This window comes from Erythrobacter sp. W302b, from assembly GCF_046452395.1.
GTDB lineage: Bacteria > Pseudomonadota > Alphaproteobacteria > Sphingomonadales > Sphingomonadaceae > Erythrobacter.
This window is the reverse complement of record NZ_JBKFDH010000001.1, coordinates 243,680-264,570: the sequence shown is the minus strand read 5'-3', so window position 1 is coordinate 264,570 and position 20,891 is coordinate 243,680. Positions and strand designations below refer to the sequence as shown.

Genomic DNA, 20,891 nt, shown 5'->3' with positions numbered 1-20,891 from the left:
GGACATGCACGCCCACGCCCATCATCACCAGCACAGCAGCGGTGGCTCCGACTGCCATGGGCTGCATGATTCGCATGGGCACCACCATGCCCCGGCCGATTTCGGCAACGCGTTCCTGATCGGCATCGGGCTCAATATCGTCTTCGTCGTGGTCGAGGGCGCAGCGGGCCTGATCTATGGTTCGATGGCGCTGGTGGCGGATGCCGGGCACAATCTCTCTGATGTGCTGGCGCTGGTGCTGGCCTGGGTTGCGAGCATCGCCGCGCGGCGGCCGCCCTCGGGCCGGTTCACCTATGGGTTCAAAAGCTCCACCATCCTCGCCGCGCTTGGCAATGCGCTGCTGCTGGCGGTGGCCATCGGGGCGATCCTGTTTGAAACCCTGCACCGGATCATGACCCCGCAAGAGCCGCAGGGGATGGCGATGATCGTCGTCGCCGGGATCGGGATCGCGATCAATGCGTTGACGGCCATGCTGTTTCTGAAGGGGCAAGAGGACATCAACATTCGCGGGGCCTATCTCCACATGGCCGCCGATGCGCTGGTGTCGCTCGGCGTGGTTGTGGCGGGGCTGGCGATTGTCCTGACGGGGCTGTGGTGGATTGATCCCCTGGTGAGCCTTGTGATCATCGCGGTGATCGCATGGGGCACGTGGGGCCTCGCGCGTGACAGTCTGACCATGGGGCTGCTCGCTGCCCCCGCCCGGATCGATCTGGCCGAGGTCAAGCAGCACCTTGCCAGCTTTGACGGGGTAAGCGCGGTCCACGACCTTCACGTCTGGCCGATGTCGACCACCGAAGTCGCCTTGACCGCGCATCTTGTGATGCCCGGCCGCCCTGCGCCCGACAGCTTCCTGCGCGATATTGCGGCCTCGCTCGAAACGCGCTTTGGCGTGGGCCATGCGACGCTTCAGGTGGAAAGCGGCGAGAACCCCTGTGGAGGCTGTTGCTGATGGCCGCACGTCCCCGCCCCGCATCGGACGAAGCGCGCGAAGCGCTGCGCGAAGCCATGGCGCGGCTGGCGAGCGGCGATCAGGCGGCGCTGGAAGAAATCTATCGCGCCACGCGGGTGAAGCTGTTCGGCATTACCTTGCGTATCTTGGGGGACCGAAAGGAAGCCGAGGACGCCTTGCAAGACGTCTATGTCAATCTCTGGCAGCGGGCCGACCGCTATGACCCGACCCGCGCGAGCCCGATCGCGTGGCTGGCGGCGTTTGCCCGCAACCGGGCGATTGACCGGCTGCGCACGGGCAAGGTGCGCGGCGGCGCTGTGCCGGTTGAGGAAGCCGCGCCGATCGCCGATGAGACCCCGCTCGCCGATATGCTGATGGTCGATGCCGAACAGGCCGCGCAGATCCACAAGTGCCTGGGCGCTCTGGATGCGCGCACGCAAGGCCATATTCGGGCGGCGTTCTTTGACGGGCAGACCTATGCCCAATTGGCCGAAGCGGCTGACGTTCCGCTCGGCACGATGAAAAGCTGGATCCGCCGCGGGCTGCAACGCCTGCGCGCCTGCCTTGAAGCGAGCGAAGCCGTATGAGCGCGCCCGAAAATTCCGGCCCGGAAGTGACCCGCGACGATCCGATGATCGCCGCCGAATGGGCGCTCGGCCTGCTCGAAGGTGAGGAACTGCTCGCCGCGCGCGGCAAGGCCGCGACCGATCCGCACTTCGCCTGGCGCAAGGAATGGTGGGACGATTGGTTCGCTCCGCTGACCGACGCCATCCCCGGCGCGGAACCGGGGGAGCACGTGTGGGACGGCATCACCGCCCGGATTGCCGCACAGCAGGCCGCTGCCGATGGGGCAGCCGCTTCGCCCGATGCGCCTGCCGTCAACGTGGTGGCGCTCGAAGCGCGGGTGCGGCGCTGGCAGTGGGTGGCGGGGATTTCGTCGATGGCCGCTGCCGTGGCGCTTGCGCTGTTCCTCTCTGCACCCTTGCGTTCGCCCGTCGCACCGCCCGTTCAGGTCGCGGCGGCCGAACCGATGGTGGCAACCGTGCCGATTGGCGATACCGGGCTGAGGCTCGATGTCACCTACATCCCCGAGAGCGAGAAAATGCTGGTCGCGGCCATTGGCCTGACAGCTGACGGCGTGCACGATCACGAGCTGTGGCTGGTGCCTGCCGATGGCTCCGCGCTGCAATCACTGGGGGTGGTCGCGCCGGGCGAAGTGCGCAGCATGGCGCTGCCCGCGACGGTCACCGCCAAGCTCAGCGACGGCGCGAGCCTCGTGCTCACCCGCGAGCCGATCGGCGGCAAGCCCGAAGGCGTAGACGCCGGCCCGGTGGTGGCCAAGGGCGCTTTCAGCCGCGTCTGACGCCCTTTCGATTCGCCGTATGCAAGCGGCAATTCATCCTCATTAGCAACAAGATTGCATCCGCCTGCCGCAGGCCTGCGTAGCTTCGTGGCAAGCGGGAGGGCTTGCAGACGTGACATTCCCTTTACGGAGATCCCCACTGTGACCCCCAAGAACACCCTGACTGCCGTGATCGCCGCCGCTCTGGCTGCCACCACCGGTTTTGCCGCACTCCCCGCTGTCGCCCATCAGCATGGCCACCATGCCAAGGCCGCGCCGAACATCGTCCAGACAGCGATGAGCACCGGCGTCCACAACACCCTGGTCGCCGCCGTGAAGGCCGCGGGCCTCGTCGAAACGCTGAGCGGCCCCGGCCCCTTCACGGTGTTCGCCCCCACCGACACCGCCTTCGCCAAGCTGCCTGAAGGCACCGTCGCCACACTGGTGAAGCCTGAAAACAAGGGCACGCTGACCGGCATCCTCACTTACCATGCGGTGGCGGGCAAGGTGACCAGCGCCGATCTGGTCAAGTTGATCAACCAGCATGGCGGCGAAGCGACCATCGAGACCCTCGCGGGTGGTGAGCTGACCGCGCGTCTTTCGGGCGACAAGATCGTGATCACCGACGAAAAGGGCCGCGCCACCGCCGTGACGCAGGCCGACGTCGTGACGTCGAACGGTGTGGTCCACGTGACCGACGGGGTGTTCCTGCCCGCCTGATCGACCTGACAAGCTGGCGTTGCCCCTCAGCCCCCCATCCCCTCCATCCGAGGGGCAGCGCTTCTCCCGACCCCGTTCGGCCTCCTCCCGAGGCCGGGCGGGGTTTTGATTTGGGGGACGGACCGAGTTTACCCCTCCGTCAGCCCTTCGGGCTGCCACCTCCCCATTCGCGGGGCGAACGGGGAGGGCCTTTTACGTTTTTACACAATATGTTAAGTCCCTCCCCGTCCCGTAGGAATGGGGAGGTGGCGCGCGCCGCAGGCGCGTGACGGAGGGGTAAATTGCGCAAAAGCGACCACAACTACCCCCTCGCCCGTGCGCAACGAAAGGCGCCGAGCCTACCGGAAGGCCTGCTGTGGCGAGAACTGCGCAGCAAGGCGGGCGGCCTCAAATTCCGTCGCCAGCATCCCGTCGGCCGCTACGTGATCGATTTCTACTGCGCGGGCGCGAAGTGCGGGTTCGAGATCGATGGGATTGTACACGACATGGGCACGCGGCCGGAACGCGATGCCGCGCGGGCTGCGTGGTTGGCCGAACACGGCATACGGATTGTCCGTATCCCGGCGCGCGAGGTGCTGGACGATCCGCCAGGCGTCGCCGAGGGCATGGTGCGGCTGTGCAGGGGGATTATTGACGGGGAGGTTTGCGAGTGAAGACCCCCTCCGTCAGCCCTTCGGGCTGCCACCTCCCCATTGCTGCGCAACGGGGAGAGACTTGGCGGGCTGGTCCGTCCCTCCCCGTTTCGTAGGGATGGGGAGGTGGCGCGCGCCGCAGGCGCGTGACGGAGGGGTAAACTCCGCCAGCGCGGTAACCTACGCCGCTTCTTCCTTCTTCTTTTCCAGCCCGATCACGCGGATCGGTTCCTTCTTGCCCGCGACCACATCGGCGTCGATCACGATTTCCGTGACACCTTCCATGTCGGGCAGGTCGAACATCGTGTCGAGCAACAGGCCTTCGACAATCGAGCGCAGCCCGCGCGCGCCGGTCTTGCGCTTGATCGCGCGCTCGGCAATCGCCTGGAGCGCGTCGTCGGTGAAGGTGAGTTCGACATCCTCAAGCTCGAACAGCTTGCGGTACTGCTTCACCAGCGCGTTCTTGGGCTCCTTGAGGATCGTCACCAGTGCCGGCACGTCGAGATCGTGCAGGGTCGCGATCACCGGCAGACGGCCGACGAATTCGGGGATCAGGCCGAACTTGAGCAGATCCTCAGGCTCGGATTTTTCGAGCAGCTCGCCCACGCGCCGCTTGTCGGGATCGGCGACATGCGCGCCGAAGCCGATCGAGCGCTTCTGCAAGCGATCCGCGATAATCTTGTCGAGGCCCGCGAAGGCGCCGCCGCAAATGAACAGGATGTTGGTCGTGTCCACTTGCAGGAATTCCTGCTGCGGATGCTTGCGCCCCCCCTGCGGCGGAACGCTCGCGGTGGTGCCCTCCATCAGCTTGAGCAGCGCCTGCTGCACGCCCTCGCCCGATACATCGCGGGTGATCGAGGGGTTTTCGGCCTTGCGCGTGATCTTGTCGATCTCGTCGATATAGACGATCCCGTGCTGCGCCTTCTCGACATTGTAGTCCGAGGCCTGGAGCAGCTTGAGGATGATGTTCTCGACATCCTCACCCACGTAGCCCGCTTCGGTCAGCGTGGTCGCATCGGCCATGGTGAAGGGCACATCGAAGGTGCGCGCCAGCGTCTGCGCGAGCAGGGTCTTGCCCGACCCGGTCGGGCCGACCAGCAGGATGTTCGACTTCGCCAGCTCGACATCGCCCGATTTGCCGGAGTGCTTCAGGCGTTTGTAGTGGTTGTGCACCGCGACCGAGAGCACACGCTTGGCGCGGTCCTGCCCGATCACGTAATCATTGAGCTGGGTAAAGATATCCATCGGCGTGGGGATCTCGCCGTCTTTCTTGCCGGCGATCCCTGCCTTGGTTTCCTCGCGGATGATGTCGTTGCACAGCTCCACGCATTCATCGCAGATGAACACGGTCGGGCCGGCGATAAGCTTGCGCACCTCGTGCTGCGACTTCCCGCAGAAGCTGCAGTAGAGAGTGCTCTTGCTATCAGATCCGCTCAATTTGGTCATTCCTGTGTCCTCGAATCCAGCCCTGCACGCTGCGCTACGCGGATGGCGGATTCGTCAAGTGTATCCATGGCACCAGATGAATCAACACATGGCGCGATATTTCGTGTTGTTACCATAGCGGCACCGCTGCCGGATGAACGGGAAAAGCAGCCTGGCAAGGCCACTGTCCCGCCGCGGTGCAGGTGGCAGGCAAAGCCTTGATGCTTGCCTTACTCAGGCGCGCCGCCCGAACCGAGCTCGTCGCTGGTTTCGTCACTTTCGGGCCGGGTCTCGAACACCTTGTCGACCAGACCAAAGGCCTTGGCCTCTTCGGCTTCAAGGAAGGTGTCGCGATCCATCGCCCGTTCAATTTCTTCGAGGCTGCGGCCGGTGAACTTCACGTAGAGATCGTTCATGCGGCTGCGGATGCGCAGAATTTCGCGCGCCTGGATTTCGATGTCCGACGCCATCCCGCGCGCGCCGCCCGAAGGCTGGTGGATCATGATCCGCGCATTGGGGAGCGCCACGCGCATCCCCGGCTCGCCCGCGGCCAGCAGGAAGCTGCCCATGCTGGCGGCCTGCCCGATGCACACGGTCGACACGCGCGGCTTGATATATTGCATGGTGTCGAAGATCGCGAGACCCGCCGTCACCACGCCGCCCGGCGAGTTGATGTACATGCTGATCGGCTTCGACGGGTTTTCGCTTTCGAGGAACAGCAGCTGCGCCACGATCAGCGACGCCATGCCATCTTCGACCTGTCCGGTTACGAACACGATGCGTTCGCGCAGCAGGCGCGAGAAGATATCGAAGCTGCGTTCACCGCGGCTCGTCTGCTCGACGACCATCGGGACCAGTGCGCCCGTAACGGGATCGCGCGTGAACTGTCCCTGGGTGCCGTGGGTCTCGCCGGAATTGCCGAACAGATCGATCATGTCAGTGCCGTGTCCTTCGTAGGTTTCGATACGGCTATGTCGGACGCTGGGGGGCAATTTCAAGGGCGTTTACCTTGTCCCTGTGAATTGGTGTGCATTGGCGGCGCATAAGCACTGCTATCCGGGGCGTTTTGCCCCTTGCTGTTGCGGCTGGCCGTGGCAAACCTCTGAACGATGACAACAGCCCACCTTGCCCGCCCGGCCCTCGCCCTGCTGCTCGCCACCGCGGCCAATGCCGCTTTCGCCCAAACCGCAAGCCCGCCCCCGGCCAACAGCCCGCACGACCGGGCGGCGATGAATGAGTTGCTGGCGGCGGACGAGTACATTCTGCGCATTCAGGCGCTCGACGACAACGGCCCGCGCATCAATGCCGTGATCGACTATGATCCCGCCGCTTCGGTCAAGGCGCGGCAATTGCTCGGCACCGGCCCCCTGCGTGGGCGGACCGTGCTGGTGAAGGACAATGTCGAGACCGCCGAATGGGCGACGACTGCGGGCAGCCTCGCTCTGAAAGACAATGCCACGGGCCGCGATGCGACGCTGATCGCGCTGCTGCGCAAGAATGGCGGCGTGGTGCTTGGCAAGACGAACCTGTCCGAATGGGCCAATATTCGCTCCGACAGTTCGACCAGCGGGTGGAGCGCGGTCGGCGGGCTGACGCGCAACCCCTACGCCATCGACCGCAACAGCTGCGGCTCGTCCTCGGGCAGCGGCGCGGCGATTGCGGCGGGCTTCGCCTGGGGCGCGATCGGGACGGAGACCAATGGCTCGATCACCTGCCCGGCCGCCATCAACGGCCTCGTGGGGTTCAAACCCAGCGTCGGCATCGTCAGCCGCACCCATGTGGTGCCAATTTCGAGCACGCAGGACACCGCCGGGCCGATGACGCGCACGGTCCATGATGCGGCGTTGCTGCTGACCGCCATCGCGGGTGAGGACAAGGCCGATCCGGTAACGCTCGAAGCCAAGCGCGTGAAGGACTACACCGCCGGGCTGGAGACCCCATCGCTGCAAGGCGTGCGGATCGGGGTGCTGCGCAGTGCCGTGGGGAGCCGCGCGGATGTGAAGGCGCTGTTCGAAGCGGCGCTGGCCGATCTCACCCGTGCGGGCGCTGTGCTGGTCGATATCGAATATGCCCCGCCGGGCGAGCTGTGGGGCGCCTCGCTCCCGGTGCTGCTCTATGAACTGCGGGTCGAGATGGACAAGTACCTGAGCGGACGCCCCCTCCCCGAAGGCCCGCGCAGCCTCGCCGATGTGGTCGCGTTCAACCGCGCCAACGCGGCGGCAGAGATGCGCTGGTTCGGGCAGGAGCTGTTCGAACAGGCGCTCGAAACGACCGATGCAGAAGCCTATGCCAAGAACCTCGCCACGCTGCGCCGTCTGACCCGCGCCGAGGGGATCGACAAGCTGCTGGCAGACAACAAGGTCAGCTTCCTTGTTGCGCCGACGACCGGCCCGGCCTGGACCACCGACCTCGTCAATGGCGACAATTTCGGTGGCAGGATCGGCGCGGGCTATCTCGCCGCGATTGCCGGCTACCCGCACCTCACGGTGCCGATGGGCGGGGTCGAGGGCCTGCCGGTGGGGATCAGCTTTATGGGCGGCCAGTGGCAGGATCATGCCGTGCTGAAAGCGGGCGCCGCCTACGAAAAAGCGCGGACAGCCAAGCTGCCCGCGCCCACATTCCGTCCCTGGCGACCGCTCGAAGACTAGGATGAGCCCCTGCACAGGCGGGGACCTCGGTCGGCTTCGCGCTTTCGCGCCTGCGGCCCCCGCCAGCGCAGGGGCTCACGGGTCGATTACTTCTTCGCCGCCGCCTTCTTGGCCGGAGCCTTCTTGGCAGCGGGCTTTTCGTCGGCGGCCGGAGCAGCCTTCTTCGCCGGAGCCTTCTTGGCGGCAGGCTTGGCTTCGGCGTCCTCGGCGGGAGCTTCGGCCTTCTTCTTCGGGGCAGCCTTCTTGGCGGGCTTTTCGTCCGCCGCAGGTGCTTCCTCGGCGGCTTCCGCCTTCTTGGCCGGAGCCTTCTTCGCCGCCGGAGCCGCTTCCGCGCCATCTTCGGCTTCAATCGCCGCCTGAAGCTCCTCGACGGTCACTTCGCGTTCGGTGACGTCGGCCTTGTCGAACAGGAAGTCGACGACCTTGTCTTCATACAGCGGCGCGCGCAGCTGAGCGGCGGCCATCGGCTCGGACTGGATGTACTGCACGAACCGCTCACGGTCCTCGTTGCGGTACTGCATCGCAGCCTGCTGGATCAGCATGGACATTTCCTGCTGGGTCACTTCCACGCCATTGGCCTGACCGATTTCCGAGAGCAGCAGCCCCAGACGCACGCGGCGCTCGGCGATGGCCCGGTATTCATCCTTCTCGTCCTCGATCTGCTTGAGCGCGGCCGCCGGATCCTCGTCACGCGCGGCTTCCTGCTGAAGCTGCGCCCAGATCTGGGCGAACTCGGCTTCGACCATGGTGCCGGGGACTTCGAAGCTGTGGCCCGCAGCCAGCTGATCGAGCAGTGCGCGCTTCATCTGCGTGCGGGTCAGGCCGGCGGTCTGCTGTTCCAGCTGTGCCTTCATGATCTCGCGCAGCTTGTCCATGCTGTCGAGCCCGAGGCTCTTGGCGAAGTCTTCATCCAGCGTGGTTTCGGTTTCGACCTTTACCGCCTTCACGGTGATGTCGAAGGTCGCGTCCTTGCCTGCGAGATGGGCGGCCTGATAATCGGCGGGGAAGGTGACGGTGATGGTCTTTTCCGCGCCGGTCTTCACGCCAACCAGTTGGTCTTCGAAGCCGGGGATGAAGGTGCCCGAACCCAGCACCAGCGCCGCGTCCTCGGCCTTGCCGCCGTCGAACTCGACACCGTCGAGCTTGCCGACGAAATCGATGATGAGCTGGTCGCCCTCGGCCGCCTTCTTGGTCTTCGGCGCGTCCTTGTAGCTCTTGTTCTGCGAGGCAATGTTGCCCAGCGCTTCATCGATCTGCGCGTCCGTCACCGGCACGACCAGCTTTTCGAGCTTCAGCCCGTCAAGGCTCGGCGCTTCGATCGCGGGCAGCACTTCGAGGCTGACGGTGATCTGGGCGTCCTTGCCCTGCTCGTAATCGTCGTTAAGGCCGATTTCCGGCTGCATCGCCGGACGCAGCGCTTCATCGCGCAGCAGCTTGTCGACCGATTCGCGGATCGTATCGTTCACCACCTGGCCGTGCAGGGCTTCGCCGTGCATCTTCTTGACGAGGTTGGCAGGCACTTTGCCCGGACGGAAACCGGGCATCCGCACCTGCGGCGCAACCTTCTTGATCTCGGCGTCGATCTTCGCGGTGAGATCGGCGGCGGGGATCGTGATGAGATAGGCGCGCTTGAGCCCTTCGTTGACGGTCTGCTTGGTCTGCATGGTGACTGATTGAAGCCTTCTTGCCATAAATCCGGTGGGCCGGGCTGGTTCGGGGCGAATTTGGTGCGGGCGAAGGGACTCGAACCCCCACATCTTGCGATGCCAGAACCTAAATCTGGTGCGTCTACCAATTTCGCCACGCCCGCATGCCCGAACGAAGCCGCGCGGGGAAACCGATCAAGGCCCCCCGCGCGTATTAGCGAGCGCCTCTATCCCGCTCCGCCGAAAAGGGCAAGCGCAACACGCTTGAAGGGAGCGGCATTGGCGATTAAGGGCGCGCGCATGACCGAAGAAACCTCTGAAAGCGTCCCCGCAGCCACCTCCGGTAGCGACGTTCCGCCCGATCACCTGTCGGTCAATCCGCGCAGCCCGTTCTTCGATGCGGAAAAGCTCCAGCGCGGCGTCGGCATCCGGTTCAAGGACCGGGTGCGCACCGATATCGAGGAATACTCGATCTCCGAAGGCTGGGTGCGGGTCCAGGCCGGCAAGGCGGTCGACCGCAAAGGCCAGCCGCTCACGATCAAGCTGACCGGCCCGGTCGAAGCCTGGTTTGAAGACCTCGGCGAGAACCCCCCGGTCGCCCGCAAGGGCTGACGCGCAAGGGCGATTCTCCCTCCGGCTTGCCAAAACGGGCGATTGCGCCCACTTGGGCGGGGTTATGTCCCTCCCCAAAAAGCCTGAAGTCGTCATCATCGGTCGCCCCAATGTGGGCAAGTCCACGCTGTTCAACCGGCTGGTGGGCAAGAAGCTCGCCCTCGTCGACGATCAGCCCGGCGTCACGCGTGACCGGCGGATGGGCGATGCGGAGATCGCAGGACTGAAGTTCACCATCGTCGACACCGCCGGGTGGGAAGACGAGGACGCCCATACCCTGCCCGGCCGGATGCGGATGCAGACCGAAGCCAGCCTTGAAGGCGCAGACGCTGCGGTGTTCGTGATCGATGCGCGCGCCGGCCTGACTCCGCTCGACGAGGAAATCGCCCGCTACCTGCGCGAACAGGAAGTCCCGGTCGTGGTGGTTGCCAACAAGGCCGAGGGCAAGAGCGGTGAAAGCGGCGCGATGGAAGCCTATGCGCTCGGCCTTGGCGAGCCGCTCGCCATGTCGGCAGAGCATGGCGAAGGCATTGCCGATCTGTTCGGCGGTCTTTGGCCGATCATTGGCGCTGCATCCGAGGAATGGGAGGAATTCAACGACGTTACCCGCGCCGAAATCGCGGCGATGGACGAGGATGATCGCCCCAGCGGACCGCTGAAGCTGGCCATCGTGGGCCGCCCCAATGCGGGCAAATCCACGCTCATCAACCGCCTGCTCGGCGAAGATCGCCTGCTGACGGGCCCCGAAGCCGGGATCACCCGCGATTCGATCGCGATCGACTGGGACTGGACCGACCCCAAGACCGGCGAGACCCGCGAAATCCGGCTGATCGACACCGCCGGGATGCGCAAGAAGAAGAACGTCACCGAGAAGCTCGAAAAGCTCTCGGTCGCCGATGCGCGCCGCGCGGTGGACTTTGCCGAGGTCGTGGTGCTGCTGCTCGATGCGACGCAGGGCCTCGAGCATCAGGACCTGAAGATCGCCAGCCACGTGCTGGAAGAAGGTCGCGCGCTGATGATCGCGATCAACAAATGGGACGTGGCCGAGGACGCGAGCAAGCTGTTCAACGGCATCCGCGCCGCTTTGGATGACGGGCTGGCGCAGGTGCGCGGGCTGCCGCTGTTCGCCGTGTCGGCCAAGACGGGCAAGGGCCTCGATCAGATGCTCGGCGGCGCCTTCGAACTGCGCGAGGCGTGGTCCAAGCGCGTTTCGACCGCCGCCCTCAACCGCTGGTTTGACGATGCGCTGGAAGCCAACCCGCCGCCCGCGCCCGGCGGCAAACGGATCAAGCTGCGCTACATCACGCAGGCTGGCACCCGCCCGCCGCGGTTTGTGATCTTCGGTTCGCGGCTCGACCTCCTGCCGACCAGCTATGAACGCTATCTGGTGAACGGCATCCGCGCCAAGCTCGGCTTTGACGCTGTGCCGGTGCGCGTCACGCTCAAGACCAACAAGAACCCCTACGCCAAGGACTAACCGGGATGGTGTTCGACCTGCTCGCCCCCGTCGCTGCCCTCGCCGCCGAGGCCCGCCTGCCGTTCGCGCTGGAGATTTTCGAGCGCACGGCTTCCACACCGCGCGTGCAGCAAGTGGTGCAATTGAGCCTCGCGCCAGCGTTCCTGCTGTCCGGGATCGGCGCGGTGATGAATGTCATCATGAGCCGGATGATCTGGATCGCGAAGCGGATCGAGACCATCGAGGACAAGATGGAAGAACACCGCACCCCGCGGCAGGTGCGCGAATTCGGCTGGTTGATGCGGCGGCGCAAGCTGATGCAGGGCGCAATCCTGTTCTCCACCGCAGCGGCGGTGATGATCAGCGCCGTGATCATGCTGCTGTTCATCTCGGCTTACATCACCTCCCAGATCGGCACGGTGATTGCCTTCATGTGGGTGCTGACCATGGCGCTGCTGGTGACGGGGCTCGGGTTTTTCCTGTTGGAAACGCGGCTGGCCGCCATTGGCGCGCAGATACCGCGAGACTGACCGAGACAGCAAAAGGGGCAGAGCCGCATCCGGCCCTGCCCCTTTTTTCAGCACCCCTGCGGATAACCCTTAGCTGTCGCCAGCGGGCGCGCTTTGCAGCTGACAATAATTGTGCAGCCCCATGCGCTCGATCATCTCGAACTGGGTTTCGAGGAAGTCGACATGCTCTTCCTCGTTCTTGAGGATGTCTTCGAACAATCCGGCCGAGGTGTGATCCTTGACGCTGCGGGCATATTCCGCCGCATCCTTGAGCAGCGGGATCGCCTCGTGTTCGAGCGCGAGATCGGCCTTGAGAATTTCCTCGACCGTCTCGCCGACCTTCAGCTTGTGGATTGCCTGAAAATTGGGCAACGCTTCGAGGAAGAGGATGCGTTCGGCCAGCTTATCGGCGTGCTCCATTTCCTCGATCGATTCATGGCGTTCGTAAGCCGCGAGCTTCTTCATCCCCCAATTGTCGAGCACGCGGTAATGGAGCCAGTACTGGTTGATCGCGGTCAGCTCGTTCGTGAGCGCCTGATTGAGATAGTCGATGACCTTGGGGTCGCCCTTCATGGGAATGTCCTTTGCGCAATATCAAAGCCGGGTTGCGGCATTGGGCGCAGGATACACGTTGCCGAACCTTGTCCGCAAGGGGGGCGTCAGGGAATATCTTTGCGAATCAGTCGCTTGCGAGACGTTCGCAATCGCGGTTCAGGCCGCTTCTACTGCGAATACCTCGCATGATGCCGCGGCGCGTTCAGCGTCGATAATTTCCTGCGCTTCTTCAAGGCACTGGCCGCAATTGGGTCGCTTGCCGAGACAGGCATACGTCGCTTCAGCGTCGCCTTCGCAAGAAAGCGCGGCCTTGCGCAGATCGGTTTCACGAATGGCATTGCAAATGCAGATGTACATGAGCGTGCGAATCTTTCCTGCGAAGCGTTTGCAGGAACGAATGTATGCGAGTTATTCGCAATAACAAGGAATTTTTTGCGTGCCGCAGCGTGCAGCCGATCGGCCTTCCCCCGTGGCAGGCCGAATCAGCGCCAACGACCGGATTGGCTCACTTCCGCAACGGGAACAGCGTCCGGTAGGTCAAACACCGCCACAGCCATTCAAGCGGACCGTAGCGGTAGCGATCAAGCCACGGCTTCGACCATGCCAGCATCAGAACGCAGGTCAGCGCCACCACGATGTAAAGCTGCGGACGGTTCAATTGTCCGAACAGCCCCAGCGCCCAGCCATGGAAGACGAACATCATCACGATCGACGTGCCGAGGTAATTGGTGAAGGCCGCCCGTCCTGCCGCGCGCACCCGTTCACCCAGCCAGCCCGTCGCCGACGGCGCATAGGCCACCAGCAAGGCGGCGATGCCCAGCACCATCCACAGGCGCGGCAGCGGGCTCCAGCCCATGAAGGCGGCGAGCGTGCCGTAGAATGTGAAACCGCCGGCCTGCGCCACCAGCCCGAGCGCCAGATGCGCTGCGACCCCGGTGATCAGCCCGAACAAGCCCCAGCGGATCATCTTTCGCCGGTCAAACCCGCCTGAAAAGAACCCCATCCGGTAAAGCGCGATCCCGATCAGCATCAGCGGAATCGTCTCGAAGCAGAAGAACAGCGCATTGCTCCACGGCTCCATCCACTGTTCGGCCAGACGGTGCGCTACCAGCGCGGGATAATCACCCGCCACGATTGCGGCATTGGGTACCGCCCCGTGCGCCACAGCCTCATCGATCCCGGCGACCATCTCGCCGCGCATTTCCAGCATCTCAGGCGAGCTTTCGCCAAAGGGCGTGTCGACCACAGCCCAGGGAAAGCTCATCGCCGCAGCATAGAACACCACCCCAAGCATGTAGCCTGCCAGCCCTACCCCGAGCTGGGTTTTCACCTTCCACCGCAGGCAGGCCAGCACGATGAGGCCGAACAGGCCGTAATAGAACAGGATGTCGCCCGGCCAGATAAAGAAGAAGTGGATCATCCCGAAGGCCATCAGGATGATCAGCCGCCACGCCTGAAGCTTGCGCGTCGCGCCGCGCGCCCAGGCTTTCTCCATGAAGAGATACATCCCCGCGCCGAACAGCAGCGTGAACAGGCCGCGCATCTTGCCGTCGATCAGGATGAACTGCGTGATCCACATCCACCCGCCCGGATCGCCAGCATCGGTCATGAACGCGGCCGGGTACATGTAGGCCTCGAACGGTTGGCCGAAGGCCACGATATTGGCGGCGAGAATGCCCATCACCGCAAGCCCGCGGATGAAATCCAGCGTGTCAATGCGCTCGGCAGCGCTGACAGGGGCGACAGCGCGCTCCTGCGTGCCGAAGATTTCCCCTGCCGCTTGTGGCGAAAGCGTCTCATTCATGGCTGATCCCCCGGCCCGAAAACAAGGGGATAGTATCACGTCCTCAGCGCATGGGAAGCGCTGCCTGTCGGGGCCCTTTTGTCTTTGGTCAGACGCTTAGCCCTGACCGGCGACGACGCAGGCTTTCCCGTCACGCTTCAGCGCGGCGCAGGCGCGGGTGGCTTCGGCCTCGCTGGCAAAGCCGGAGGCCAGCAGCCGCGTGAGATTACCGCTGGGCAGCAGTGTCTTCTTCGTGCCGGCGAGCGCGGCGTGCTTGCCAAGCTGGGTCCACAGGCGGTCGGCATTGGACGCGACCCCGAACGCCCCCAGCTGGACGCGCCACTTGCCCTGCTTGCGCATCGGCGCGGGCGCTGCCGCGGCGGGCGGCGGGGACGCAGGGGCAGGCTTGGGCGTCATGGTGAAAGCGACCGGAACGGGCGTCACAGACTTGGCCGCTGGCTGCGTGACCGCAGCAACCACGGGAGCCGGCGCGACGGGGCGCGTTCCCAGGTCGGCAGCGGCCAGTTCAGCCGCACGCTGCGCCTTGGCCCCGGCTTCGATGTCTCGGGCGAGCGACTGGGCCTGGCTGCGCTGAGCTTGCGGGATATACTTGTCCATCTGCGCCAGTGCATCACGCGCCTGTGGCAGGCCCGAGCCGTTCGCCAGCGTCATCAACGCATAGGCGCGCACCCAGTCGCGCGGGGCGTAATCGGCATTGAAGTGTGACAGGCCGAGCACGTATTGCGCGCGCGGATCGCCGCGCTCGGCCGCGGCCTTGATCAGCGGCATCGCCTTTTCCTGCTCGCCTTCCTGAAACAGCAGCAGCCCGTAATTGTCCGCGGCTTTCACATGGCCGAGACTGGCGGCCTGTTCATACAGCTTGCGTGCGCGCGCATTGTCGATCTCGACCCCGCGCCCTAGCCGATAGGCCTGTGCGAGGTTGAACAGCGCATCGGGATCGCCCGCCGCTGCCGGACCCTGCCATTCGACCACGGCGCGCGCAAAATCGCCCGCGCTCCATGCGTCGACCCCGGCCTTGACGTCGGCCACGGCGGGCGCGGCCAGCATCGCCAGCACCGCTACGCCAAGTCCGGTCGTCACCTTACGCGAAAACTCCGCTGCCATCATCCTTACCATTGCTGTCATGCCTCGCCGGGTATGAGAAAAATTCCGTCCCGCACAACGTAGCCGAAACAAGGTTAGCAAATGGTTGCCCGCCCCTCTCGCGGACGGCCGCGCGGTACAACCCATTGCATCAAAGCGATTGCCAGCTTTCAGGAAGGTGAGCGATGTTAACCCTAAATTAGGGGTATCCTGCGATCCCGTGTCCATCCAGCCGTTATCAGGTGTCGCAATAGGGCGGGCCCGGACGGTTCAATCCAGGGGGACCCAGGCGTGCGTGTACTCGCTTTGGCATCGCAGAAAGGTGGATCGGGCAAGACCACCCTGTCCGGACATCTTGCCGTCCAGGCTCAGCGCGCTGGCGCTGGCCCGGTCGTACTGATCGACATCGACCCGCAGGGCTCGCTGGCCGACTGGTGGAACGAGCGTGAGGCGGAATATCCCGCTTTCGCCCAGACCACCGTGGCGCGGCTTGCCAATGACCTTGCGGTCTTGCGTCAGCAAGGCTTCAAGCTGGCGGTAATCGACACGCCGCCCGCCATCACGATGGCGATCCAGTCGGTCATCTCGGTCGCCGAGCTCATCGTCGTGCCGACCCGGCCCAGCCCGCACGATCTGCGCGCTGTGGGCGCAACGGTCGATCTGTGCGAGCGCGCGGGCAAGCCGCTGGTGTTCGTCGTCAATGGGGCGACCCCGAAGGCCAAGATCACCTCGGAAGCCGCGGTCGCGCTGTCGCAGCACGGCACGGTTGCGCCGATCACGCTCCACCACCGCACGGATTTCGCCGCTTCGATGATCGATGGCCGCACCGTGATGGAAGTCGATCCCGAAAGCCGCTCGGCTGCCGAGATCGCTGCGCTGTGGCGCTATATTGCCGACCGGCTCGAAAAGAACTTCCGCCGCACCGTGTTTGCCCCCGCCCCCAATGGGCAGGCGCAGCAACTCGGCGGCTTGCCGCGTCCGTCTGGCGGCTTCGGTCGCCGGGTCGCCCAGTAAGCGCAGCGGAGGCAACAGGCCATGTCCGAACCCGGTTTTGCCTCGCTTGGCCCATCGCTGCTGGCCCGCAAGGGCGGCGCGAAGCCCGCGATGCGTCCGCAGGTCGCGCCGCTGGTGGCTGACGAGACGGCAATTGCCACGCTCGCCGAAGACCAGCTCGAAGACTTGGGCTGGAACGATATGGGCGATTCGGACAGCCAAGGTGGCGGTGCGGATATCGTGCCGATCAACGCCGATGTCTCTGCCGATGATTTCGTGTCTGGCGCCCTTTCGGGCGGGGGTCCGATCGTGCGCCGTCAGCAGCGCCGCCTTGAAGAGCGCGTGCTCGCCGATGCGGTGATGACCGGCCCGGAAGATGCCGACCCCGAATATGACGAAGACGATGAGCCTATTTACGGAGAGGCCTTCGACGACGAGGAAGACTACGCGGACGAAGACGAAGGCGCCGAATACGCAGCCCTCGCCCCTGCCCCTCAGGCTGAGCCTGTCACTGCGGCACCGGCCCCTCGCCCGCGCGCTACGCGCAGTGCCCGCGTGCCGGCCGCGCAGGCTGGACGCCGTGCTGCCTTCACGCTCCGGCTCGATGCCGATCGTCACCTCAAGCTGCGCCTCGCCGCCACCATGCAAGGTGTCAGCGCACAGGCGCTCGTGACCGAAGCGCTCGACCGGCTGCTGGCCGAATATGACGAGCTCGATGTCATCGCCAACCATATGAAACGCCACTGATCGTCAACCTATCACCTTGACCTGAACCAACCGGATTTACGGGGGAAATGACAATGGACCGCAGCTTCAAGACCGGCAGCCGCGCCAAGCCGTATCGGGCGCCGCGCCTCGCGCTCGCCATCACCACCGCTATTGCAGGCCTGACGCTGTCCAGCATGACTGCCAATGCGGCACCGGGCGCGCAGGTTTCCTTCAGCAAAGCGCAGACCGCGCTGAGCAAGGGGCAGGTCAACAAGGCGATCACCTATGCCGAAGCTGCGGTCAGTGCCGATCCGCGCAATCCCGGCTATCGTGCCCTGCTCGGCGCTGCCTATCTTGAAGCGGGCCGGTTCCAATCGGCCGCGACCAGCTTCGGCGACGCGCTCGACCTTGGTGACGAGAACCCGCGCACGGTGCTGAGCTTCGCGCTCGCCAAGATCGCGCTGGGCGATTCGGGCGCCGCCGTCAGCGTGCTTGACGAATATGCGCAGGCGATTGATCCGACCGACCTCGGCTTGGCGTTGGCACTGGCGGGACAGCCAGAGCGCGGGATGCACGTGCTCGTGAACGCGGTGCGCTCGGCTGAGCAGACCACGCCCAAGCTGCGCCAGAACCTCGCTTACACCTATGCGCTGGCGGGCAATTGGCGCGCGGCGCGGGTCATGGCAGCCGAAGACGTGCCGGCCGACCAACTCGACGCGCGCCTGTCGCAATGGGCATCGATGTCCGCCCCGGAGATGTTCCAGCAGCGCATCGCTGCGCTGCTTGATGTAACTCCGCGCGCCGACAGTGGGCAGCCACAGCAATTGGCACTCGCCAACTTCCCGGGCCAGACAATGCTGGCCGCCGTATCGGCAGAGGAAGCCGCGACCGATGTTGCTATGGGCGAAGCTACGCCGCTGAAAATTGCCTACGTCGCACCGACGCCGACCCCTGTCGCCCAGCCCGCGCCGGGCACCGCCTTCGCGCAGGCCTTCGCCGCGTCCGAACCTTCAGCCTCCGGCATCCGCTACGTTTCGAACCCGGTCGTTCAGGAACTTCCCACGCGCGCAGCTCCGGCCGCATCGCGCGTCGCCGCAGCATCGCCGCAGCGCCGCATGGCCCCGGCGGCCACACCGGCACCCGCACCGATCGCCAGCGACAAGGCCGCAGGCACGCATCTCGTCCAGCTTGGGTCCTACAGCAGCAAGCTTGAGGCCGAGCGCGGCTGGAACATGCTGAAGGCGAAGTTCCCGCAGCTCAAGGATCACAAGCCGGTGATTACCGAAGCGGTGGTCAATGGCCGCAATTTCTGGCGCGTTGCTGCCGCTGGCTTCGGCCCGAAAAGCGCGCAGTCGATGTGCGGCACGGTCAAGTCCTCCGGTCGCGGCTGCTTTGCCTATGCCGCTTCGGCGCCGCCCGCCGGCGGGGTGAAGCGCGACGTGCAAATGGCCGCGCGCAGCCGCTGAAATTCCCTGCCTTGGCAGGAATGAGCAAGCCTCGCTCCCGGATCGCGTTCGCGCCGTCCGGGAGTTTTCTTATGCGGACAGGCTGACCCCACCCTTCCACAAACCGAGCACCCGCCCCTGCGCACCCTGCCGGTCGAACGGAGTGTTATCGGCGGTCGCCTCCATCTTGCGGCGGTCGATGATCCATGGCGCGTCGGGATCAATCAAGGCGAGGTCAGCCTCCAGCCCCGCCGTGAGCGCACCGGCCGGAACGCCGAGCAAGCGCGCCGAATTGCGGGCGAGGCAATCGAAAGCGCGGGTCGTATCAATCACCTCGTCGCGCACCAGCCCCAGCACCATCGCGAGCAGCGTCTCGGCCCCGGCCATGCCCGGCGCGGCATCGGCGAAGGGCAGGCGCTTGTCTTCCGGCCCGCGCGGATCATGACCGCTGGCAATCACGTCCACGGTGCCATCGCCAATCGCTGCCCGCGCCGCCTGCCGATCCGCCTCGCCGCGCAAGGGGGGCGAGATGCGGGTGAAGGTGCGGAAATCGGCGGTCGCAAGGTCCGACAGCATGAAATGCGCAGGCGTGATTCCGCAGGTGACCGGCAGGCCCCGTGCCTTGGCCTCGCGCACCAGATCGAACCCGCGCGCGGTCGTGACCTGGCGGATATGGAGCCGCGCGCCCGCCAGCTCAGCCAACGCAATATCGCGGGCAATGGCGAGCGCCTCGGCTTCGGCAGGCGCGGCAGGGAGGCCGAGCCGGGTGGCGATCTCGCCCGCGGTCGCCGCAGCCTCTCCGGTCAATCCGCCATCCTCGGCATGGGTGACGACCACCAGATCCAGCATCGCGGCATATTGCAGCAGCCGCAGCATCACGCCGCTGTCAGCGATCCAGCGCCGCCCGGTCGCAATCCCGCGTGCGCCCGCGTCCTGCATCAGCGCGATTTCGGCGAGCTCCCGCCCCTCAAGCCCGCGCGTGGCGGCGGCGAGCGGGTGAACCCAGAGGTCGGGCTTGCCGCTCTTGGCGATGAAGCCCACCCGGCTCGGCAGATCGAGCGGCGGGGATTGGTCGGGCATCAGTGCCGCGCGGGTGATCCCGCCGAAATGGAACGCAGGCTTGTCGACCGCGAACACGCCCAGATCAATGATGCCGGGCGCCAGCAGTTTGCCGCGCGCATCGACAACCTCGTCACCCGCCTCGGCCGCAACATCCGCTCCCACCGCGGCGATCAGCCCGTCTGCGCAGCGCAGCGCGCCTGACGTCACACCTTCGGGGGTGACCAATTGCGCATTGGTGATGGTGAGCGGACGCGCCTGTTTCATGCGGCCCACCCGTCAACGCCGCGCGCCTCGCGCGTCAGGATATCGAGGCATGCCATGCGGATCGCGACGCCCATCTCGACTTGTCGGGTGATCAGCGAGCGGGGCACCAGATCGGCAACCTCGCTGTCGATCTCGACCCCACGGTTCATCGGGCCGGGGTGCATCACCAGCGCGCCCGGCGCGGCGCGTGCAAGACGCTTGGCGGTCAGCCCGTAAAGGTGGCGATATTCGCGCGGGCTGGGAATGAACTGGCCGCTCATCCGTTCGGACTGGAGCCGCAGCATCATCACGACTTCCGCCCCGTCCAGCGCTTCGTCGAAGTGGTGGTACACCTCCACGCCCATCGCCTCGATCCCGGTCGGCATCAGGGCAGGCGGCGCGCAGACGCGAACATTCGCGCCCATCGCGGTGAGGCACAGGATGTTCGAGCGCGCGACGCGGCTGTGCAGGATGTCACCGCAGATCACGATATTGAGCCCGGTGAAATCCTCGGCCCCCTCGCCCCGCTCGGCCAGCGCATGGCGCAGGGTCAGCGCATCGAGCAGCGCCTGCGTGGGATGTTCGTGCTGTCCGTCGCCCGCGTTGAGCACCGGACAATCGACCTTGTCCGCAATCAGCCCGGTCGCGCCGGACGAACCATGGCGGATCACGATGGCATCGGCGCGCATCGCGTTCAGCGTGATCGCGGTATCAATCAGCGTCTCGCCCTTCTTCACCGAGCTTTGCGCGGCGTGCATGTTGACCACGTCCGCCCCCAGCCGCTTGCCCGCGATCTCGAAGCTGAGCAGCGTGCGGGTGGAGTTTTCGAAGAAGGCGTTGATGATCGTCAGGCCCGCCAGCAGGTCGGTATGCTTGGTGCGCTGGCGGTTGAGCGCGACCCATTGCTCGGCCTGATCGAGCACATAGAGAATCTCGTGCCGCTGCAACCGGCCAATCGCGGTAAGGTCGCGATGCGGAAACGCCAACCGCCCGGCCGGAAAGCGGCCCTGTGCCGGTGAAGTCTCGCGTGCATCCATCAAGTTCATGCCCCTAGTCGAG

General features: G+C 65.3%; 21 protein-coding genes and 1 tRNA gene. 12 read left to right on the top strand and 10 right to left on the bottom strand.

The window, feature by feature from the left end:
* Nucleotides 1–4 precede the first annotated feature (4 nt).
* The 5 genes from ACLBKT_RS01355 to ACLBKT_RS01335 all read left to right on the top strand — a co-directional run bounded on the left by ACLBKT_RS01355 (nucleotide 5) and on the right by ACLBKT_RS01335 (nucleotide 3,664).
* Nucleotides 5–949, top strand: coding sequence for a cation diffusion facilitator family transporter (locus tag ACLBKT_RS01355; RefSeq protein ID WP_410181189.1), 945 nt, complete (start codon nucleotides 5–7; stop codon nucleotides 947–949).
* Complete coding sequence (locus ACLBKT_RS01350; RefSeq protein ID WP_410181188.1) at nucleotides 949–1,536, top strand: sigma-70 family RNA polymerase sigma factor; 588 nt, start codon at nucleotides 949–951, stop codon at nucleotides 1,534–1,536. Before ACLBKT_RS01355 ends, ACLBKT_RS01350 begins: the two co-directional genes overlap by 1 nt.
* Nucleotides 1,533–2,312, top strand: a complete 780-nt coding sequence (locus ACLBKT_RS01345) for a hypothetical protein (RefSeq protein ID WP_410181187.1) — start codon at nucleotides 1,533–1,535, stop codon at nucleotides 2,310–2,312. Before ACLBKT_RS01350 ends, ACLBKT_RS01345 begins: the two co-directional genes overlap by 4 nt.
* A gap of 141 nt (nucleotides 2,313–2,453) precedes the next feature.
* Entirely contained in the window at nucleotides 2,454–3,011 is a 558-nt protein-coding gene (locus tag ACLBKT_RS01340) for a fasciclin domain-containing protein (RefSeq protein WP_410181186.1), read from the top strand.
* A 281-nt stretch (nucleotides 3,012–3,292) separates the two neighbouring features.
* On the top strand, nucleotides 3,293–3,664 hold the full coding sequence (locus ACLBKT_RS01335; protein ID WP_410181185.1) for an endonuclease domain-containing protein: 372 nt from the start codon (nucleotides 3,293–3,295) through the stop codon (nucleotides 3,662–3,664).
* A gap of 159 nt (nucleotides 3,665–3,823) precedes the next feature.
* On the opposite strand, the gene clpX is transcribed toward ACLBKT_RS01335, so the two are convergent.
* Nucleotides 3,824–5,089 (bottom strand): ATP-dependent Clp protease ATP-binding subunit ClpX, encoded by a 1,266-nt coding sequence (gene clpX, locus ACLBKT_RS01330; RefSeq protein WP_410181184.1) that lies wholly within the window; start codon nucleotides 5,087–5,089, stop codon nucleotides 3,824–3,826.
* Between the two features lie 209 nt (nucleotides 5,090–5,298).
* Nucleotides 5,299–6,003: an ATP-dependent Clp endopeptidase proteolytic subunit ClpP gene (gene clpP / locus ACLBKT_RS01325; protein ID WP_410181183.1), complete on the bottom strand. Its 705-nt coding sequence runs from the start codon at nucleotides 6,001–6,003 to the stop codon at nucleotides 5,299–5,301.
* Between the two features lie 174 nt (nucleotides 6,004–6,177).
* On the opposite strand from clpP, the gene ACLBKT_RS01320 reads away from it, so the two are divergent.
* Complete coding sequence (locus ACLBKT_RS01320; RefSeq protein WP_410181182.1) at nucleotides 6,178–7,716, top strand: amidase; 1,539 nt, start codon at nucleotides 6,178–6,180, stop codon at nucleotides 7,714–7,716.
* 86 nt (nucleotides 7,717–7,802) lie between these two features.
* Here the strand turns inward: ACLBKT_RS01320 and tig are convergent, their stop codons facing one another.
* Both tig and ACLBKT_RS01310 read right to left on the bottom strand, forming a co-directional pair.
* The gene (gene tig / locus ACLBKT_RS01315) at nucleotides 7,803–9,380 is read right to left on the bottom strand and encodes a trigger factor (protein WP_410181181.1); all 1,578 of its coding nucleotides are present in this window, start codon (nucleotides 9,378–9,380) and stop codon (nucleotides 7,803–7,805) included.
* Between the two features lie 61 nt (nucleotides 9,381–9,441).
* A tRNA-Leu gene (locus ACLBKT_RS01310) sits at nucleotides 9,442–9,526 on the bottom strand.
* Nucleotides 9,527–9,662: 136 nt separating this feature from the next.
* Here ACLBKT_RS01310 and ACLBKT_RS01305 point away from each other — a divergent pair.
* The 3 genes from ACLBKT_RS01305 to ACLBKT_RS01295 all read left to right on the top strand — a co-directional run bounded on the left by ACLBKT_RS01305 (nucleotide 9,663) and on the right by ACLBKT_RS01295 (nucleotide 11,960).
* The gene (locus tag ACLBKT_RS01305) at nucleotides 9,663–9,974 is read left to right on the top strand and encodes a DUF3297 family protein (RefSeq protein WP_410181180.1); all 312 of its coding nucleotides are present in this window, start codon (nucleotides 9,663–9,665) and stop codon (nucleotides 9,972–9,974) included.
* Nucleotides 9,975–10,038: 64 nt separating this feature from the next.
* Nucleotides 10,039–11,451 carry a ribosome biogenesis GTPase Der gene (gene der / locus ACLBKT_RS01300; RefSeq protein ID WP_410181179.1) on the top strand — a complete coding sequence of 471 codons (1,413 nt, stop codon included), beginning with the start codon at nucleotides 10,039–10,041 and terminating at the stop codon, nucleotides 11,449–11,451.
* Between the two features lie 5 nt (nucleotides 11,452–11,456).
* Entirely contained in the window at nucleotides 11,457–11,960 is a 504-nt protein-coding gene (locus tag ACLBKT_RS01295) for a DUF2721 domain-containing protein (RefSeq protein ID WP_410181178.1), read from the top strand.
* Nucleotides 11,961–12,029: 69 nt separating this feature from the next.
* Here the strand turns inward: ACLBKT_RS01295 and bfr are convergent, their stop codons facing one another.
* The 4 genes from bfr to ACLBKT_RS01275 form a co-directional block, all read right to left on the bottom strand.
* The gene (gene bfr / locus ACLBKT_RS01290) at nucleotides 12,030–12,512 is read right to left on the bottom strand and encodes a bacterioferritin (protein WP_410181177.1); all 483 of its coding nucleotides are present in this window, start codon (nucleotides 12,510–12,512) and stop codon (nucleotides 12,030–12,032) included.
* A 138-nt stretch (nucleotides 12,513–12,650) separates the two neighbouring features.
* Nucleotides 12,651–12,851, bottom strand: coding sequence for a bacterioferritin-associated ferredoxin (locus ACLBKT_RS01285; protein WP_234031848.1), 201 nt, complete (start codon nucleotides 12,849–12,851; stop codon nucleotides 12,651–12,653).
* 148 nt (nucleotides 12,852–12,999) lie between these two features.
* Nucleotides 13,000–14,298 (bottom strand): DUF418 domain-containing protein, encoded by a 1,299-nt coding sequence (locus tag ACLBKT_RS01280; protein WP_410181176.1) that lies wholly within the window; start codon nucleotides 14,296–14,298, stop codon nucleotides 13,000–13,002.
* Between the two features lie 96 nt (nucleotides 14,299–14,394).
* A complete protein-coding gene (locus ACLBKT_RS01275; protein ID WP_410181175.1) occupies nucleotides 14,395–15,423 on the bottom strand; it encodes an SPOR domain-containing protein in 1,029 nt (342 codons plus the stop codon).
* 249 nt (nucleotides 15,424–15,672) lie between these two features.
* Here ACLBKT_RS01275 and ACLBKT_RS01270 point away from each other — a divergent pair, with 249 nt between their 5' ends.
* The 3 genes from ACLBKT_RS01270 to ACLBKT_RS01260 are packed head-to-tail and all read left to right on the top strand — an operon-like array spanning nucleotide 15,673 to nucleotide 18,548.
* Nucleotides 15,673–16,395 (top strand): ParA family protein, encoded by a 723-nt coding sequence (locus ACLBKT_RS01270; protein WP_166546098.1) that lies wholly within the window; start codon nucleotides 15,673–15,675, stop codon nucleotides 16,393–16,395.
* A gap of 21 nt (nucleotides 16,396–16,416) precedes the next feature.
* A complete protein-coding gene (locus tag ACLBKT_RS01265; RefSeq protein WP_410181174.1) occupies nucleotides 16,417–17,121 on the top strand; it encodes a hypothetical protein in 705 nt (234 codons plus the stop codon).
* Between the two features lie 53 nt (nucleotides 17,122–17,174).
* Nucleotides 17,175–18,548, top strand: a complete 1,374-nt coding sequence (locus ACLBKT_RS01260) for a tetratricopeptide repeat protein (RefSeq protein ID WP_410181173.1) — start codon at nucleotides 17,175–17,177, stop codon at nucleotides 18,546–18,548.
* A gap of 69 nt (nucleotides 18,549–18,617) precedes the next feature.
* On the opposite strand, the gene ACLBKT_RS01255 is transcribed toward ACLBKT_RS01260, so the two are convergent.
* Nucleotides 18,618–19,853, bottom strand: coding sequence for a dihydroorotase (locus ACLBKT_RS01255; RefSeq protein ID WP_410181172.1), 1,236 nt, complete (start codon nucleotides 19,851–19,853; stop codon nucleotides 18,618–18,620).
* Nucleotides 19,850–20,869 carry an aspartate carbamoyltransferase catalytic subunit gene (locus ACLBKT_RS01250; protein WP_410183625.1) on the bottom strand — a complete coding sequence of 340 codons (1,020 nt, stop codon included), beginning with the start codon at nucleotides 20,867–20,869 and terminating at the stop codon, nucleotides 19,850–19,852. Before ACLBKT_RS01250 ends, ACLBKT_RS01255 begins: the two co-directional genes overlap by 4 nt.
* Nucleotides 20,870–20,891 lie beyond the last annotated feature (22 nt).